Genomic DNA, 14,941 nt, shown 5'->3' on the forward strand with positions numbered 1-14,941 from the left:
ATCCGACCCGGCTCAGGCGGTGACCCGGGCCAGCACGATGCCGCCGACGATCAGGGCGAGCGCCGCCATCCTGCCCACCGACACGGGGTCGTCGTTGAGCACGATGCCCAAGGTGATCGCGCCGACGGCGCCGATGCCGGTGAAGACGGCGTACGCGGTGCCGACCGGCAGCGTGTTCATGGCCTGGGACAGCAGCCAGACGGCGGCGGCCATCAGGACCAGGCAGATCAGCGTGGGCAGCGGCCGGGTGAAGTTCTGCGTCGGCTTGATGGACTGCGACCACGCCACCTCGACGAGCCCGGCCAGCAGCAGGATCAGCCAGTTCATCGCGCCGCCTCCTCCAGCGCCGCCGCCAGGGACTCCTCATGCTGGTCCCGCAGGTGCGCCAGCGCCGGGTCGAGGCGGGCGTTGACGAGCTCGGCGTGGATGAACGTGACGTCCTCGACCCTGAAGTGGCCCTTGAAGAAGTCGCGCAGGTAGCGCTCCTGATGGTCGTACGGCTCGCGCGGCGTGCCGGGGCCGTACGCGCCGCCGCGCGCGCTGGTCACCACGAACGAGCGGCCTTCGAGCGACATCTTGGGAAAGGTGATCTGGTCCAGCCAGGCCTTCAGCGCCGAGGGGATCGAGTAGTTGTACATCGGCGTGCCGATGAGGATCACCTCGGCCGCGACCACCTCCTCCAGCAGCGGCTCCACGACGGCCCACGCCTGGCGCTGGGCGGGGGTGCGAACCGCCTCCCGATAGCGGGAGATGTCGGTGATCTCGTGCTCCAGGATGTGGTCGCACAGCTCGGTCCAGGCCTCGCCGATGTGCGGCACGGGTTGCGCGGCCAGGTCGCGGTAGACGTAGCCCGCCTGCGGGTGGGCCGCTCGCCAGGTCTCGGCGTACACGCCCGACAGCCTCCGCGAGAACGACGCCCGGCGGGCGCTGGCGTCCAGGTGCAGCAGCATGATCTCTCCTCGTCACAGATATGTGGACACGATGTCCACTTCACTATAACCGGACGCCGTGTCCGGATACAATCGCGTGCATGGAGAGAGCCGACGCCGCACGCAACCGCGCCCGGATCCTGGAGGCGGCCGCCCTGCTGTTCGCCGAGCGGTCCCCGCAGGAGGTGACGATGGACGACATCGCCAAGAAGGCCGGGGTGGGCCGGGGCACGCTCTACCGCCGCTATCCCGACCGGGCGTCGATCGCCGTGGCACTGCTCGACGAGCACGAGAGGGACCTGCAGGAACACCTGCTGCGCGGCGAGCCGCCCCTGGGCCCGGGAGCGCCGCCCGCCGAGCGGCTGGCCGCCTTCTACGCCGCCATGGTCCGCCTGCTGGAGGACCACTCCCACCTGGTGCTCGGCTCGGAGGTGGGCCGCTCCCGCTTCGAGACGGGCGCGTACGGCTTCTGGCGCGCCCACGTGCGCGCGCTCCTGGCCGCCGCGGGCACACCCCGCCCGGACGCGCTGGTCGACGTCCTGCTCGCCCCCCTGGCTCCCGAGGTGTACGGCTACCAGCGCACGGTGCTCGGCCTCACCCCCGAGCAGATCACCGAGGCGCTGGCCAGGCTCACGAGGACCCTGGAGCCAGAGGCCTCCTGAGCCCGGCCCCGATGGCGGCGCGCGCCACGCCGGGGCGCAGGCGCCGGACCGCGCTGCCCTCGCGGGACGACGAGAGATCCGGCCCGGGACACCGCAGGCAAAGGATCACGATTCCGATACGTTGGGCCATATGTCGCTGGCCCTTCCTGGAGCTCACGGTGTCGCGCCCCAGACTCCGCCCCGGCTCGCCTGGCTGGACGCCCTGCGGGGCATCGGCGCCCTCGCGGTGGTGGGGGAGCACCTGACGACCTGGGCCATGCCCTGGCTGCGGCCCACCGCGTTCAACCTGGGCGTCTACGGCGTGCTGGTGTTCTTCCTGGTCAGCGGCTACATCATCCCGACCTCGCTGGAACGGCACGGCGACGTGCGGGCCTTCTGGATCGGACGGTTCTTCCGCCTGTACCCGCTCTATCTCGCGGTCATCGCCCTGGTCCTCGCGCTGGCCTGGTGGATCCCGGTCCGGCCCGAGGTGTCCAGGGACCTGTCGTCCGTGGCCGCGCACGCGACGATGCTCCTGGACGCGGTGGGGGCGGCAGGCGTGCTGAACACCATGTGGACGCTGTCGTACGAGATGGTCTTCTACCTGCTGGTCGTCGCGCTGTTCACGGCCGGCGTGCGTGACCGGCTGGGGCTGCTGCCGGCGCTGTTCGCGCTCGTCGCGGCCTTCGCCGCGCTGGCGCTGCCGGGGCCGCCGCTGTCGGGCGGATGGCCGGCCTCGGTCTCGTGCGGTGTGTTCGTGGTCGGGCTCGCCTGCGTGGTGGCGGGCCGCGGGCGCACCCCGGCCGCGTACGCGCTGGGCGTGATGGCGCTGGCGCTGGTGTTGTCGAGCAGCCGGGTTCCCTGGTTCGGCGTGGCGATCCTGGCCGTGATGTTCGCCGGCACGGCGGTCCATCGATGGGAGCGCGGCCAGGGGCCGCTGTGGCCGGTGGCCGCCGCCGTGGCGCTCGTGGCCGCGACGCCCCTGTGGGCGCTGAACGCGGGCTGGTGGTGGGTCCGGCCGGACGTGTGGAGCCTGACCGTCCTGCTCGCGGCCCTCACCTTCGCCGCCGCCATGGCGTGGCGGGCCCGGCTCATCCCCGCCGTGCTCACCTGGCTCGGCACGATCAGCTACTCGCTCTACCTCGCGCACCTGCCGATCCTCCTGGTCGTCATGCAGGTGGCCGGGGAGATGCGGTGGTCGCCGCCGCCGTTGCAGATCGGCGTCAGCGTGGCGTTCCTGGGCCTGCTGATGCCGGCGAGCTGGCTCAGCCACCGCTTCGTCGAACGCCCGATGCAGCGTCTCGGCCGTCGGCTGGCACGCGGGCCCGCCGCGAGACCGGATCGCAAAGTTTAGGGCGAGATAAACGCATATCGGACGATTGGGGAAGTCTCGTTATACCCGCCGTGTTGTCGCGAGTACTGGCCGAAAAGGAGAAAGCCGAAAAGGTCGGTAGACAACACGGGAGGACATCATGCAGACCAGACAGTATCTAGGGCTACTGGGGCTGCGGCCTTCGCTGGCCCCCTACCCGGATCCCCGCGCACCCGGCGGGGGCGGCTCGGACACCAGCCGTAGCGCGCGCAGAAGGAGGCGTCGCCGCTGACCCTGGGCGAGCCGGTCGGCGAACGCCTTGATCGCTGGGCGAGTGACGCCGGGCCTGATCAGGGCATCGCCGGCAACCCCGGATCCGAACGGCGGCCGGGACGTGCTCCTGCCCCGGGCAGGCCCGCGGCTAGCTGACGCCACCGCCGACCGGGGACGGCTGTGCCGCCTGCAACGCGGCGCGGATGGCCTGTTCCACGGTGTCGTGCACGTTCAGCATGCACTCGACCTCGGTGACGTGCAGCAGTTGCGCCGGCCCGCGCGCCGGCGCCGCCAGGTGCAGGCTCGCACGGTTGCGGCGGGCGGTGATGTGGGTCTGCAGCAGGACGGGCAGCGCCGAGGTGCTCATGTACGGCACCTCGCTCAGGTCGAGCACGACGTGGTCGCCCTGGTGGCGGCGGGTACGGCTGATGTAGTCGGCCAAGAGGTGAGCGGTGGTGATGTCCACTTCCCCGGCCACCGCGATCACGGTCACGCCGGGCAGATACTGGGAACTGAACGTCAGCGACGGCACAGCAACGGACCTCCATCAGAGCCCAGGGGGGACGGGCATGTGTCCGAGTACCGCCCACACTACGCCCTCTTCACGCCCCCGGCGCTACCCGGCGGCAGGCGCGAGACCCGAAGAATTCCAGGTCATCCGGGTATGTGCGGAAAGTCCTTGCGGATGGCCCGGCAGGCGTCATCGGCCGGACCCGGGCCGGTGAGCCGTTGACGGCCGGCACGGTCGTCCCCCGCATCGCCGGCTCGTCAGCCCAGGAGGCGATGGCACGCGAGGTTGCGCACCCCGAGCTCCTGCCTGTGCGGCGGGAACATCTCATCGCACTTCACCCCGAGCAGCGAAACGCCTTCACCGCGTCCCGACGGCGCCGGCGAGTGCGGGGCTGAGGCGCTCGACCCGTGCTTTGCCCGACGGCCCGGCCGGGAAGGGTGGCGATCGCCCGCGGGGCCGGCCGGCGGGCGTGGCCGCACGAGTTCGCGGCGACCACGCGGCTCGTCGGCCCGCCCGCGATCGCTGACCGTACCCTCCTGGTTCGTGCCGCCGGCTCGACCGCCTCGTCCTGCGGTCTTCGCCCGGGGAAGAGCCTCCGGAGCCGGAGAGGGGGAGGCAGCCGGGGCGCTCGGCCCGGGCCGGAGCTGCGCGACTGCGGGAGGGGCGCCATCGCGAGCGACGTCCTGCTGGGCGTCCGCGCCCTCGTTCTGCCGCCCGGCGGACGTGGTCGGCCCAGCCCCGCCCACGGCCACCGCGATGGCCACGACGGCGGCGGCTCCCCCCACCAGCATCAGAGCCTTCGCGGACACCCGTCCACGAGCCCGCTCAAGCTTCTTGCGCATGTCCTGCCCCCCGGAAGCGTCTGATCACTACGCGTGCGCAACGTATCGGCGCCTCTCGGCGTCCGGCCCGGACTTTGATCTTTCATGGGTAGTTCCTGGACGGCTCGTTCAGGTGGACGCCGCACCCCCTCGGGTAGTGGTGCGAACCGGCCTGCCTGGCAAGACTGGCGGGATGAGATGGAACGTCTGGGTCGACGACTGGCAGATGCAGTGTTGCGGCGAGCCCTTCCAGGTCGGATCAGCGGTCTCCTGGACCCTCATCCCGGCTGACCGCGACTGGCTGACCCGCGTCCTGGGAGAGCAGACCGCCGCCACGATCGAGTGGAGCGAGGAACACCACGGCGACCCGTCTCCTGACCGGCTCCGTGTCCAGGCCCAGGTCACCCGGATCGCCGCGGTCCACGCTCGGATGGAACCCCTCCCCGGCGAGAACGCCTATCACCCGGTCGATGGCGTGCTCTCTCCGCAGACCGCCGCCGACGGGCAGGATCCAGATGCCGGTGACCGCAAATTCGTCGGATACGTCGTGACCCTCGCGGTCGACCGGTAGGCACCATCCCCGCGTCGCTCTACCTGGGCTGCCAGCGGCCGATCTTCTTGCTGATGAGGGTGGCGCCGATGCGCGTGTAGAAGCGCTGTGCCGCCTCGTTGGCCTCGGCGACCTCCCAGCGGATCACCTTGCCGTCGGCGGCTTCGGCCGCCGCGTGCATGAGTCGCTCGCCCACGCCGTGGCCGCGCTCGGCGGCGGTCACGTACAGGTCGTCCAGGTGAAGGTAGTCCTGGCCGGACCAGAAGCTGATCCGCTCCAGCCAGGAGACGTAGCCGACGGCCTGGCCGTCCCGCTCGGCGATCAGGTAGGTGATCTCGGGGCGGGTCAGCAGGTGCTTCAGCTCGTCGGCGCTCACCGTGACGCCCCAAGCCTGGTCCTGATGCTCGGCCAGCTCGCGCATGAGGCCGTGCACGGTGGTGGCGTCGTCGGGGGTGGCGCGGCGGATGTTGATCACAGTGGTCCTTCCAGGGAGGGGCTCGAGGAGCCGGCATGTTGTCAGGCCGGGCGGCCGACATGCCCGATAAACCGTACCGCGGTTGGGTATGAAGGCCGCGTTCTGCGGCACTGGTTCGGTGGCGTGCAGGGGGAGGGGGTCAGCCGTGTTCGGCGTGCCGGCCGTGGTCGGAGACCTGGGCGTCGAACCAGGCGTGCAGCGCCTTGATCAGGGACGCGTCCGAGGTGGTGTAGGTGATCTGCGCGCCGCCGGTGCCGGTCTTGGCGAAGCGGTGCATGGCGCGTTCCAGGTCCATCACCTGGCGGCTCTTGGCCGCGATCTCCGCCTGCCGCTCCGCCGCGCTCCGGGCGGCCCGGCCGTTCTGGTCGCCCGTGGCGCATCCGGCCGACGCGGCGGTGACCACCGCGAGTCCGGCCAGCAGCAGGGGGATGCGTCGCTTCCTAGGGTGCATCCAGGGCGTGCGCCTCCGACACCAGGACCCTTACGTCGGGAACCACGTCCTCCGCAGGCTGAGCGACGTCCTCACGGTGCGGCTGGTCGGCAGGAGGGACATCGATCGTGGTCATTCCCCTGTCCCGCACCGGAGGCCATCGAGCACGCCGCGAGCTCCTGCCCCGTCAGCGCCAGCCGAGGGCCGGGGCGACGTGGGTCAGGACCGATGAGAGCAGGTGGGCGTTGTAGTCCACGCCGAGCTGGCTGGGCACGGTCAGCAGGAGCGTGTCGGCCGCGGCGATCGCCTCGTCGGCGGCCAGTTCCTTGACGAGCACGTCGGGCTCGGCGGCGTAGGTGCGCCCGAAGATGGCCCTGGTGGTGGCGTCGATGAAGCCGATCTGGTCGGAACTGGCGCGCTCGTGACCGAAGTACGCGCGGTCCGTCTCGTTGACGATCGGCATGATCGAGCGGCTCACCGACACCCGCGGCTCGCCCTCGTGGCCGGCCTCCTGCCACGCCTGCCGGTAGGCCGCGATCTGCTCGGCCTGCTGCACGTGGAACGGTTTGCCGTTCTCGTCGTCCTTGAGCGTGGAGCTCATCAGGTGCATGCCCAGCCCGGCGGCCCACTTCGCGGTGGCGTTCGAGCTGGAGCCCCACCAGATCCGCTGCCGCAGCCCTGGCGAGTGCGGTTCGAGGCGCAGCAGCCCGGGCGGGTTGGGGAACATCGGCCGCGGGTTCGGCTGGGCGAACCCCTCGCCTTCCAGCACCTTGAGGAAGACCTCCGCGTGCCTGCGCGCCATGTCCGCCTCGGTCTCGCCCTCGGCCGGCTCGTGGCCGAAGTAGCGCCAGCCGTCGATCACCTGCTCGGGTGATCCGCGGCTGATGCCGAGCTGCAGCCGCCCGCCCGCGATGAGGTCGGCCGCGCCGGCGTCCTCGGCCATGTAGAGGGGGTTCTCGTAGCGCATGTCGATCACGCCCGTGCCGATCTCGATCCGGCTCGTCCGCGCGCCGACGGCCGCCAGCAGCGGGAAGGGGCTGGCGAGCTGCTGGGCGAAGTGGTGGACGCGGAAGTAGGCGCCGTCGGCACCGAGCTCCTCGGCGGCCACCGCCAGCTCGATCGACTGCAACAGGGTGTCGGACGCGCTGCGCGCCTTCGAGTACGGCGACGACGACCAATGCCCGAAGCTCAGGAAACCGATCTTCTTCATATGCATGCTCAACCTTCCTCGCGTCAAGGACATTCCGCACGTCCGAGACGGGAAGCGGCCCAGCTGAAGCGCACCCGATCCGCCCCGCCGGCGAGGCCGCCCATCGCCGGGATCAACCCGCCGCGCGAGCCTGAGCCGAAGCCGCGGCTTCCGCCGCCTCCTGGAAGTCGACGATGGCGCCGCCGTGGTCCCTCGCCCAGTCCGTCAGGACCTCGATGGGCCCGACGAGGGTGCGGCCGAGGTCGGTGAGGCGGTACTCGACCCGCCGGGGCGCCTCGGCACGGCGTTCGACCAGACCGTACTGCTGGAGCCGGCGCAGCGTCTGGGTGAGGACCTTGCGCGAGATGCCACCGATGAGGTCGACCAGCTCACCGTGCCTTCGAGGCTGGAGGCTGAGCCCGAAGACCACGAGCACGGCCCACTTGTCGGAGATGATGTCGACCGCCAGGCGCGTGGGGCAGTCGGCGAGGAAGGCTGGTCCAGCCACGTTCTGCATGAAATTCGAAGGTACCAGGAGGTAACCCACGGCTCCGTAACGTCTTTCGCGAGCAACGAAACCAGCACCAGCCGCGAAGGAGCCACCATGCCACGAGTCGTCGTGTTCGACGAGTTCGGCGGGCCGGATGTCATGCACGTCGCCGAGGAGCCGGCCGTCGAGCCCGCGGCCGGCGAGGTAAGGGTCAGGATCGAGGCGTTCGCCGTCAACCCGCTCGACCTGATGATGCGTTCCGGCGCCTTGCCCGCGACCGTCTCCCTGCCCCACGCCCGCCTCGGCGTCGAAGGAACCGGCGTCGTCGACGCGCTGGGCCCCGAGGTCACCGGGCTGAGGATCGGCGATCCGGTCATCCTCACGGCCGTCCCGGACGCAGGCGTCAGGGGCAGCTACGCCGAATACACCACGGTCCCCGCGAGCCAGGTCGTCGCCCGGCCGGCCGGGCTCGCGACCACGGAGGCGGCGGCGATCTGGGTCGCGTACTCCACCGCCTACGGCGCGCTCGTCGAGAAGGCGGGGATGCGGCCCGGCGACCACGTCCTCATCACCGCCGCGTCCGGCGGCGTCGGCCGGGCGGCGATGCAGATCGCCAACCAGCTCGGCGCCGTGCCCATCGCCGTCACCCGGCACACTGCGCGGAAGGACGACCTGCTCGCGGCCGGCGCCGCCGCGGTCATCGCCACCGACCACGCGGACGTCGCCGAAGCCGTCCGCCACCACACCGGCGGGGCCGGCGCCGACATCGTCCTCGACCTCGTCATGGGCCCCGGCCAGCAGGAGCTGCTGAAGGCGGCCCGCCCCGGCGGGACGCTGGTCGCCGCCGGCTTCCTGGACCCTCGGCCCACCCCCTTCCCGGGCAGCACACCGCTCACGATCTTCAGCTACCGGAGCTTCGAGCACACCCTCGACGCCGTCGTGGTGAAGCGCATGGCGGCCTTCCTGAACGCCGGTGTACGCCTGGGCGCACTGCGGCCCGCCGTCGGCAGGGTGTTCGCCCTCGACGACGTCGCCGAGGCACACCGCCACCTCGAGAAGGGGCTCCACGCCGGGAAGAAGCTCGTCGTCACGGTCCGGGAACCCTAGGAACGGACCAGGACCGAGCCGGCCCAGCCCGCTCCCGCCCGCCGGGCCGACGCCGCGGCGACCAGGCCCAGACGGTCACCCGCCAGAGAGCCTCGAACAGGACGCCGGCGCTCATCTTGCTCGCCCCGTTCGCCCGGTCGACGAAGGTGATCGGCACCTCCGCCACCGTGTACCCGTGACGGACGGCCCGCAGCGTGAGATCCACCTGGAAGCAGTAACCCCGCGACTCCACCCCGCCGAGCAGGAGCTCCTCCAGCGCGGCGGCCCGGTAGACGCGGAACCCGCCCGTGGCGTCGGCGACGCGCAGGCGCAGCGCCCGCCGTACGTAACGGTTGGCCAGCCGTGAGAGCAGCTCCCGCCTGCGCGGCCAGTTCGCCACGCGGCCGCCGGGCGCCCAGCGTGAGCCGATGACGAGGTCGGCCCGCTCCGCCGCGCGCAGCATGGCGGGCAGCCGCTCGGGCGGGTGCGAGCCGTCGGCGTCGATCTCCACCAGCAGGTCGAAGCCGCGCTCGAGCCCCCACCGGAAGCCCGCCAGGTACGCGGCGCCCAGCCCCTGCTTGCGCTCCCGATGCAGGACGTGCACGCCGTCGAGCCCGGCCGCGAGCTCGTCCGCGACCAGGCCCGTGCCGTCGGGGCTGTTGTCGTCGACGACGAGGACGCGGGCGGCGGGCACGGCCGCGCGGATCCTGGCCACGATGCCGGGCAGGTTGTCCCGTTCGTTGTAGGTCGGCGTGATGACCAGAACGGTGCTCATGATCGCTCCTCAGCTCGCGTGCTGGAAGTCGGCCCAGGCGCTCGTCCATGGAGTTCGCGGCCCCGAGCAGACCGTGATGGGCAGGCCCTGCTCCTCGTTCGCGACTGCGGTGCCGTGATCGATGACCCCGGCGGATTCACAGGCGGTGAAGCGCGTCCGCAGCCGCGAGGGCGGCAGCCCCACGGCGACCACCGTCCGCGCCGTCCGCGGCGGTGGCCCCTGGTGCCACAGCTCGTTGTGCCCGCTGTAGACGGGGATGCCCGGCGCGAACCGGTTCAGTGCACCGGCCTCGCCATAGTTCGAGGTGATCACGATCGTCCCTGGTGGCAGCGCCCGGTGCACCGCCGCCACCTGCGCGGCGAACTGCGGCCAGCCCACCGACTCCCTGGACACCTCGTTGGGCGAGAAGCTGAGCGCCGGCAGCGGGAGCAGCGGCAGCGCCACGGCGATCCCGACGACCGAGCTGCCGAGCAGCCCCCACCACACCGTCCGCAGCCGGGCGCGGCGGGCCCGCATCCACGTGGCGGCGGGCACGCAGCCGGCCACGAAGGCGAAGATCAGGCTCCCCGCGACGTAGTCCGCCCGCCCTCCTGACGCCCAGCCGAGCAGGATCGTCACCAGGGCGGCGATCGCCAGCGGCCTGGTCTCCGGCCGCCGGTACGACCACGCCCACCCGGCGACGGCGATCACGAACGCTCCCATGCTGAGCAGCGCCACCAGCATCGGCACGAACACGATCCGGTTGACGGGCTCGCTGAGCGTGGCGGCCATGGTGAGCTGGGGCCAGCCGTTGACCGCCTGGTAGACCACGTTCGGCGACGCGAGCACCGCGGCCAGGAGCGCCCCGGACCAGAACCACCTGCCGGCGAAGACGGCACGCGGCCCCTTCGCCGCCGCCCCGGCGGTGACGAGCAGGCCGGCGGCCAGCCCGGCGAGCAGCAGCAGGATGAGGTGCTTGTTGTACGTGGCGGCGCCCGCGACGGCCCCGGCCGCCGGCCACCACCGTCCGTCGCCTCGCAGCAGGGCGCGCAGCACGCACAGGAGGCACGCCGTCCAGAACACGAAGTCGGCCGACTGCGTCAGCAGGGTGTGCCCGGTGAGCAGGGGGAACATCCCGGTGCCGAGCCCGGCGGCGGCGAGCGACTGCGCGCCGCGGTGGCCGCCGAGCTCCCGCGTGATCGCGGCGCCGAGCAGGATCAGCGCCCCCGTGCACAGGGCGGGCACGACCCGCAGCCCGACGACGGTGTCCCCGAACAGCTCCGTGGACAGCCTGGCCAGGAGCGGGGTCAGCGGAGGCTGGTCGAAGTACCCCCAGGCGGGGGTCTGACCGAGCAGCCGGAAGTAGAGCTCGTCGCGGTGGTAGCCGTACCACGGGCTCAGCAGGAGCAGCGTGACCACGACGGCGGCCGCGACGGGCCCGGTGGTCCGCCAGGCGATCGGCGGGAGCGAGGCAGGGGCGGCGCGCTGGCGGCCGGGCGTCTGAAGAAGCATGCCTTCACGGTCGCCGACGACCTCCCCGCCCGTCGTCCGACCAGGGACGGAACCTGGAGTCAGCCCCCAGGCATAGGCGGCGGTTCCCCGGGGCGGACCACGCCGTGGTCGAACGCGAAGACGACGGCCGCGGCCCGGTCGCGTACCGCCAGCTTGGTGAAGATCCGGCCGACGTGGGTCTTGATCGTGCCCTCACCGATGACGAGGTGGCGGGCGATCTCGGTGTTGGTGAGCCCCCGGCCGATGAGCTTGAGCACGTCGAGCTCGCGGGAGGTGAGCTCGCCGAGCCGCCGGACCGCGTCGGGGTCGGTCACCGGATCCGTACGGTAGCGCCGCAGGACCCGCCCGCAGACGGCGGGATCCAGCCAGCCGTCACCCGCCGCCACCGCGCGCACGGCCCGCTGGATGTCCTCGGCCGGAGCGTCCTTGAGGCAGAACCCCGACGCGCCGGCCCGCAGCGCCGCCGCGAGCACGCCGTCCTCGCCGAACGTGGTCAGCACCAGGACGCGGGCGGCCGGATCCGCGGCCAGCAGGGCACGCGTGGCCTCGACGCCGTCCATCCGCGGCATGCGGATGTCCATGACCACGGCGTCGGGCCGGACGCGCGCGACCTCCGCCAGCGCCGCCCGGCCGTCGGCCGCCTCGCCGATCACGTCGAACCCGTACGGCCGGCGCAGGATCGTGCGCAGCCCCGCCCTGGCCAGCTCCTGGTCGTCGACCAGCACCACCGAGATCATGCCGGCAGCTCCGCCCGCACGACCCACCGGTCGTCCTCGGGGCCGGCGGTGACGTGGCCGCCCACCATGCGCACCCGGTCGGCCATCGCGCGAAGTCCCATGCCGCCATTGTGCCGGGACGGGCGGCCGGGCAGGGCGTTGGAGACCGTGGCCAGCACGGCGCCCTGCTCCGAGATGCGCAGCCGTACCTCGACGGAGCACCGTGGAGCGTGGCGGCTGGCGTTGGCCAGGGCCTCCTGCACCAGCCGGTAGAGCACCATCCCGGTCGTCAGGCCCACCGCCGGCAGCTCGCCGTCGACGTTCGAGTCCAGCTGCAGCCCCGCCGTCCGGTACTCCTCGAAGAGCTCGGGCAGCCGGGGCGCGGTCGGCTGGGGGGCGACCACGGCGGGGTCGGGGCCTTCCTCGGCGAGCACGCGGACCACCTTGCGCAGCTCCGCCATGCTCTGCCGGGCCAGGCGCTCCGCCTCGGCGATGCCCGCCGCCGCCTCCTTGGGGTCGTGTTCGAGCGCCAGCCGTACACCGCCCAGGTGCAGCACCGTCACGGCGAGGGTGTGCGCGACGATGTCGTGCAGGTCGGCGGCGAGCCGCTGCCGCTCGGCCAGGGCGGCGGCAGCGGCGGCGGCGCTCTCCGCCCGGTGCAGCCGCTCGCCCACCGCGATGCGGTATCGCACGGCCCAGCCGCCCCAGAAGACCAGCGTCACGGCGGCCAGCCAGTTCGGCCAGCCGGGGTCCGGCGTGGTGAACGCCGCCGCGCCCACCACGGCGAGCGAGGCGAGCCACATGACGACGCCCGGCCACAGCCGCAGGGTCAGCGCGACGAGCCCCATGTAGAGAACCAGGATGAACCAGCCGATGCTGTTGACGGCGAGCGTCGTGAGCGCGGCGATGGCGGCGGGAGCCAGCAGACCGGCCACCTCGGCAGGGCGGCCCGGCGCCGTACGCACGATGACGAGACAGGCGACGACGAAGGCGGCCCCTCCGGCGAGCGACCAGGCCGTGGCGAAAGGCCACGCACAGTCGCTGCCGCGCGTGCTGGTCTGCGCCCACGTCAGCCCGATCAGCAGCACGAGCAGCCCGAGGCCGGCGGGTAACAGCCAGCGGGGAGTCATCACCACATCGTAGGAACAGCCGGTGCCGCGCGCATCCGCCCCCGGGGATACCCGCCCTCTGGCCACGGGCAGAGGGCGAAGGCCGGGTGTCCGCCGGCGGCCTGGTGCTACGGTTGGCTGTCTACTGTGCGCATAAGGGGACGTATGTTCGGCATTGTCCGCCCGTGTCGGCACGTCCTGTGCAAGGGGCTCTACACGGACTGGATGGGGCACCTGTGCGGGCTCTGCCTGGCGCTCCGCGAGGAGCACGGACACCTGTCCCGTCTGGTGACCAACTACGACGGCTTGCTCGTGTCCGTCCTCACCGAGGGGCAGTCGCCTGCGTCCGCGTCGCGCCGGAGGGCGGGCCCGTGTGCGCTGCGCGGCTTCAAGGGCGCGGACGTGGTGCAGTCCGAGGGGGTACGGCTGGCCGCCTCGGTGTCGCTGCTCCTGGCGGCCGGAAAGGTGAACGACCACGTGGCGGACGGCGACGGCGTCTACGCCCGGCGCCCGGTGGCCGCCGGCGCCACCCGCCTGGCGGGCCGCTGGTCCTCGGCCGGCACGGCCATGGCCGGCACGCTGGGCTTCGACCCCACCCCGCTGACGGCGGCGGCCGGCCGCCAGGCCCTCCTGGAACGAGCCCCCGCCCAGCTGTCCCCCGGGTTACGAGAGCTGACGGGGCCCACCGAGGACGCCGTGGCCGCCGCGTTCGGGCACACGGCGGTGCTCGCGGGGAAGCCGCACAACCGGGAGGCCCTGGAGGCGGCCGGTCGCGGTTTCGGCAGGCTGGCACACCTGATCGACGCGGTGGAGGACCTGGCCGGCGACCAGGCGTCCGGGGCGTACAACCCGCTGGCCGCCACCGGCACCGGCCTGGACGAGGCCCGCCGCCACTGCGACGCCGCGCACGCGGAGCTGCGCGCCGCCGTGGACGAGCTGGACCTGCCCCGCCCCGGCCTGACGCGCGCCCTGCTGGTGCGGGAGACCGGCAGCGCCGTCTCCCGAGCCTTCGCCACCGCCGGCATCTACGCCTCTGCAGGCCCGCATGCCTCCGCAGGCCCGCACGGCACCATCGGCTCGAACGGTACCGGCCACCCGCCCGGCGATCCCGGCGCGCCGCCCCGGCAACGCCCGCCGAAGCAGGACCCCGGCGGGCTGCTGTCGCTGGCGTGCACCGCGCTGTCCTGCTGCACGTGCGGCCTGTACCGGCCGGCCTGGGACGAGGACCGTGAGAGCTCCTGCTGCGAGCGCTTCGACTGCTCCGGCTACGACTGCTGCGGCAACTGCAGCAACTGCTCCTCCTGCTGTCCGGGTGGGGACGGCTGTTGCTGCGACGGCTGTAGCTGCGACTGACCAGAGAGCCGATGGACGTGCCGGCGGCCGCATCCCGACGATTTCGAGCGGCCGGCCAGATCTTGCAGACCGGCGCCCGCACCTGAATCCCTAATGCTGGGGATTTCTCTTCCTTGGTCGATTTCCCATCCTGAGAAGGCAAGGAACGGGAAACACACGGAAGGACATCTCAAGAAATGTCGCAATTCACTGCCGATGAGGCACAAGGGGTCGCCGCCGCCCTCCGCGAATGGGACACCGCGCCGAACGTGCGCGCATCCGTCGGCGCCTCGCTGCACATGCCGGAGTCGCCCCCCAAGGGCGGGCTCGGGCAGCGCGTCGCCAGCGCGTCCGGGATCGGACCGCCGATGCTGATGGACAGCCAGCAGCTCGGCCCGTGGAACGCGAGCATCGGGTTCAAGGACGGCGTGGCCGTGGGCGGCTGGGCCAACCTGGGGCTGAGCGACACGGGATCGGTCAACTTCAGCGGGCACTTCCACGTGTCGGGCGCGATCAGCTACGACACGGCCTTCGTCTGGGCGGTCAAGGACGCCGTGGGCAACATCTACACCTTCCAGCACACGGGCCGGGTGCACGGAACCTTCGAGCCCGGCTCGCGGGATGACGACTGGGGCAAGTCCGAGATCAACACCTTCATGCACGATCACTGGGGGGAGCTGTACCGGAGCTGGTCCTGGCGCTGGGAGGCCCGGGTCAACGCCGACTTCGTGCCCTTCCTCGACGCCGTCATCAAGCTGGTCGCGGCCGGGCAGGCGATCGGCAAGGTCATCTCGATCGTCGCCTGAGGGGG

Annotated in this window: 17 protein-coding genes; 6 read left to right on the forward strand and 11 right to left on the reverse strand. The window is 72.3% G+C overall.

The window, feature by feature from the left end:
• Positions 1-12: 12 nt before the first annotated feature.
• Both ACBJ32_RS05475 and ACBJ32_RS05480 read right to left on the reverse strand, forming a co-directional pair.
• Entirely contained in the window at positions 13-327 is a 315-nt protein-coding gene (locus ACBJ32_RS05475; protein ID WP_357881412.1) for a multidrug efflux SMR transporter, read from the reverse strand.
• Entirely contained in the window at positions 324-950 is a 627-nt protein-coding gene (locus ACBJ32_RS05480) for an FMN-dependent NADH-azoreductase (RefSeq protein WP_375125710.1), read from the reverse strand. The genes ACBJ32_RS05475 and ACBJ32_RS05480 overlap by 4 nt, the downstream gene beginning before the upstream one ends.
• An 80-nt stretch (positions 951-1,030) precedes the next feature.
• Here ACBJ32_RS05480 and ACBJ32_RS05485 point away from each other — a divergent pair, with 80 nt between their 5' ends.
• Complete coding sequence (locus ACBJ32_RS05485) at positions 1,031-1,591, forward strand: TetR/AcrR family transcriptional regulator (protein WP_375125711.1); 561 nt, start codon at positions 1,031-1,033, stop codon at positions 1,589-1,591.
• Positions 1,592-1,721: 130 nt separating this feature from the next.
• On the forward strand, positions 1,722-2,924 hold the full coding sequence (locus ACBJ32_RS05490; protein WP_375125712.1) for an acyltransferase family protein: 1,203 nt from the start codon (positions 1,722-1,724) through the stop codon (positions 2,922-2,924).
• Between the two features lie 379 nt (positions 2,925-3,303).
• Here the strand turns inward: ACBJ32_RS05490 and ACBJ32_RS05495 are convergent, their stop codons facing one another.
• Positions 3,304-3,687 (reverse strand): STAS domain-containing protein, encoded by a 384-nt coding sequence (locus ACBJ32_RS05495; RefSeq protein WP_375125713.1) that lies wholly within the window; start codon positions 3,685-3,687, stop codon positions 3,304-3,306.
• A 993-nt stretch (positions 3,688-4,680) separates the two neighbouring features.
• On the opposite strand from ACBJ32_RS05495, the gene ACBJ32_RS05500 reads away from it, so the two are divergent.
• Complete coding sequence (locus tag ACBJ32_RS05500) at positions 4,681-5,058, forward strand: DUF6578 domain-containing protein (RefSeq protein WP_375125714.1); 378 nt, start codon at positions 4,681-4,683, stop codon at positions 5,056-5,058.
• Between the two features lie 19 nt (positions 5,059-5,077).
• On the opposite strand, the gene ACBJ32_RS05505 is transcribed toward ACBJ32_RS05500, so the two are convergent.
• From ACBJ32_RS05505 to ACBJ32_RS05520, 4 genes are all read right to left on the reverse strand, one after another.
• Entirely contained in the window at positions 5,078-5,512 is a 435-nt protein-coding gene (locus tag ACBJ32_RS05505; protein WP_375125715.1) for a GNAT family N-acetyltransferase, read from the reverse strand.
• Between the two features lie 139 nt (positions 5,513-5,651).
• Entirely contained in the window at positions 5,652-5,963 is a 312-nt protein-coding gene (locus ACBJ32_RS05510) for a hypothetical protein (RefSeq protein ID WP_375125716.1), read from the reverse strand.
• A gap of 166 nt (positions 5,964-6,129) precedes the next feature.
• On the reverse strand, positions 6,130-7,152 hold the full coding sequence (locus ACBJ32_RS05515; RefSeq protein ID WP_375125717.1) for an LLM class flavin-dependent oxidoreductase: 1,023 nt from the start codon (positions 7,150-7,152) through the stop codon (positions 6,130-6,132).
• 112 nt (positions 7,153-7,264) lie between these two features.
• Positions 7,265-7,648: a winged helix-turn-helix transcriptional regulator gene (locus tag ACBJ32_RS05520; protein ID WP_375125718.1), complete on the reverse strand. Its 384-nt coding sequence runs from the start codon at positions 7,646-7,648 to the stop codon at positions 7,265-7,267.
• A gap of 87 nt (positions 7,649-7,735) precedes the next feature.
• On the opposite strand from ACBJ32_RS05520, the gene ACBJ32_RS05525 reads away from it, so the two are divergent.
• Positions 7,736-8,728, forward strand: a complete 993-nt coding sequence (locus ACBJ32_RS05525; RefSeq protein ID WP_375125719.1) for a zinc-dependent alcohol dehydrogenase family protein — start codon at positions 7,736-7,738, stop codon at positions 8,726-8,728.
• Here ACBJ32_RS05525 and ACBJ32_RS05530 read toward each other — a convergent pair.
• From ACBJ32_RS05530 to ACBJ32_RS05545, 4 genes are read right to left on the reverse strand one after another with little or no spacing between them, the layout of a single operon-like run.
• Positions 8,709-9,482, reverse strand: coding sequence for a polyprenol monophosphomannose synthase (locus ACBJ32_RS05530; protein WP_375125720.1), 774 nt, complete (start codon positions 9,480-9,482; stop codon positions 8,709-8,711). The two genes, ACBJ32_RS05525 and ACBJ32_RS05530, sit on opposite strands and share 20 nt — an antisense overlap.
• Before the next feature lie 9 nt (positions 9,483-9,491).
• Complete coding sequence (locus tag ACBJ32_RS05535; protein ID WP_375125721.1) at positions 9,492-10,973, reverse strand: ArnT family glycosyltransferase; 1,482 nt, start codon at positions 10,971-10,973, stop codon at positions 9,492-9,494.
• A 59-nt stretch (positions 10,974-11,032) separates the two neighbouring features.
• The gene (locus ACBJ32_RS05540) at positions 11,033-11,710 is read right to left on the reverse strand and encodes a response regulator (protein WP_375125722.1); all 678 of its coding nucleotides are present in this window, start codon (positions 11,708-11,710) and stop codon (positions 11,033-11,035) included.
• Positions 11,707-12,819, reverse strand: a complete 1,113-nt coding sequence (locus tag ACBJ32_RS05545; protein ID WP_375125723.1) for a sensor histidine kinase — start codon at positions 12,817-12,819, stop codon at positions 11,707-11,709. The genes ACBJ32_RS05540 and ACBJ32_RS05545 overlap by 4 nt, the downstream gene beginning before the upstream one ends.
• Before the next feature lie 144 nt (positions 12,820-12,963).
• On the opposite strand from ACBJ32_RS05545, the gene ACBJ32_RS05550 reads away from it, so the two are divergent.
• Both ACBJ32_RS05550 and ACBJ32_RS05555 read left to right on the forward strand, forming a co-directional pair.
• Positions 12,964-14,151, forward strand: coding sequence for a DUF5685 family protein (locus ACBJ32_RS05550; RefSeq protein WP_375125724.1), 1,188 nt, complete (start codon positions 12,964-12,966; stop codon positions 14,149-14,151).
• 176 nt (positions 14,152-14,327) lie between these two features.
• Positions 14,328-14,936 (forward strand): hypothetical protein, encoded by a 609-nt coding sequence (locus ACBJ32_RS05555; RefSeq protein WP_375125725.1) that lies wholly within the window; start codon positions 14,328-14,330, stop codon positions 14,934-14,936.
• Positions 14,937-14,941: the final 5 nt, after the last annotated feature.

The sequence above is a fragment of the Nonomuraea sp. GTA35 genome (assembly GCF_041950525.1).
Lineage (GTDB): Bacteria > Actinomycetota > Actinomycetes > Streptosporangiales > Streptosporangiaceae > Nonomuraea.

What these genes read in the sequence shown, in the direction of transcription:
- ACBJ32_RS05475 (WP_357881412.1), bottom strand. Translation starts at nt 327, where the DNA reads ATGAACTGGCTGATCCTGCTGCTGGCCGGGCTCGTCGAGGTGGCGTGG.
- ACBJ32_RS05480 (WP_375125710.1), bottom strand. Translation starts at nt 950, where the DNA reads ATGCTGCTGCACCTGGACGCCAGCGCCCGCCGGGCGTCGTTCTCGCGG.
- ACBJ32_RS05485 (WP_375125711.1), top strand. Translation starts at nt 1,031, where the DNA reads ATGGAGAGAGCCGACGCCGCACGCAACCGCGCCCGGATCCTGGAGGCG.
- ACBJ32_RS05490 (WP_375125712.1), top strand. Translation starts at nt 1,722, where the DNA reads ATGTCGCTGGCCCTTCCTGGAGCTCACGGTGTCGCGCCCCAGACTCCG.
- ACBJ32_RS05500 (WP_375125714.1), top strand. Translation starts at nt 4,681, where the DNA reads ATGAGATGGAACGTCTGGGTCGACGACTGGCAGATGCAGTGTTGCGGC.
- ACBJ32_RS05510 (WP_375125716.1), bottom strand. Translation starts at nt 5,963, where the DNA reads ATGCACCCTAGGAAGCGACGCATCCCCCTGCTGCTGGCCGGACTCGCG.
- ACBJ32_RS05515 (WP_375125717.1), bottom strand. Translation starts at nt 7,152, where the DNA reads ATGAAGAAGATCGGTTTCCTGAGCTTCGGGCATTGGTCGTCGTCGCCG.
- ACBJ32_RS05520 (WP_375125718.1), bottom strand. Translation starts at nt 7,648, where the DNA reads ATGCAGAACGTGGCTGGACCAGCCTTCCTCGCCGACTGCCCCACGCGC.
- ACBJ32_RS05525 (WP_375125719.1), top strand. Translation starts at nt 7,736, where the DNA reads ATGCCACGAGTCGTCGTGTTCGACGAGTTCGGCGGGCCGGATGTCATG.
- ACBJ32_RS05530 (WP_375125720.1), bottom strand. Translation starts at nt 9,482, where the DNA reads ATGAGCACCGTTCTGGTCATCACGCCGACCTACAACGAACGGGACAAC.
- ACBJ32_RS05535 (WP_375125721.1), bottom strand. Translation starts at nt 10,973, where the DNA reads ATGCTTCTTCAGACGCCCGGCCGCCAGCGCGCCGCCCCTGCCTCGCTC.
- ACBJ32_RS05540 (WP_375125722.1), bottom strand. Translation starts at nt 11,710, where the DNA reads ATGATCTCGGTGGTGCTGGTCGACGACCAGGAGCTGGCCAGGGCGGGG.
- ACBJ32_RS05545 (WP_375125723.1), bottom strand. Translation starts at nt 12,819, where the DNA reads ATGACTCCCCGCTGGCTGTTACCCGCCGGCCTCGGGCTGCTCGTGCTG.
- ACBJ32_RS05550 (WP_375125724.1), top strand. Translation starts at nt 12,964, where the DNA reads ATGTTCGGCATTGTCCGCCCGTGTCGGCACGTCCTGTGCAAGGGGCTC.
- ACBJ32_RS05555 (WP_375125725.1), top strand. Translation starts at nt 14,328, where the DNA reads ATGTCGCAATTCACTGCCGATGAGGCACAAGGGGTCGCCGCCGCCCTC.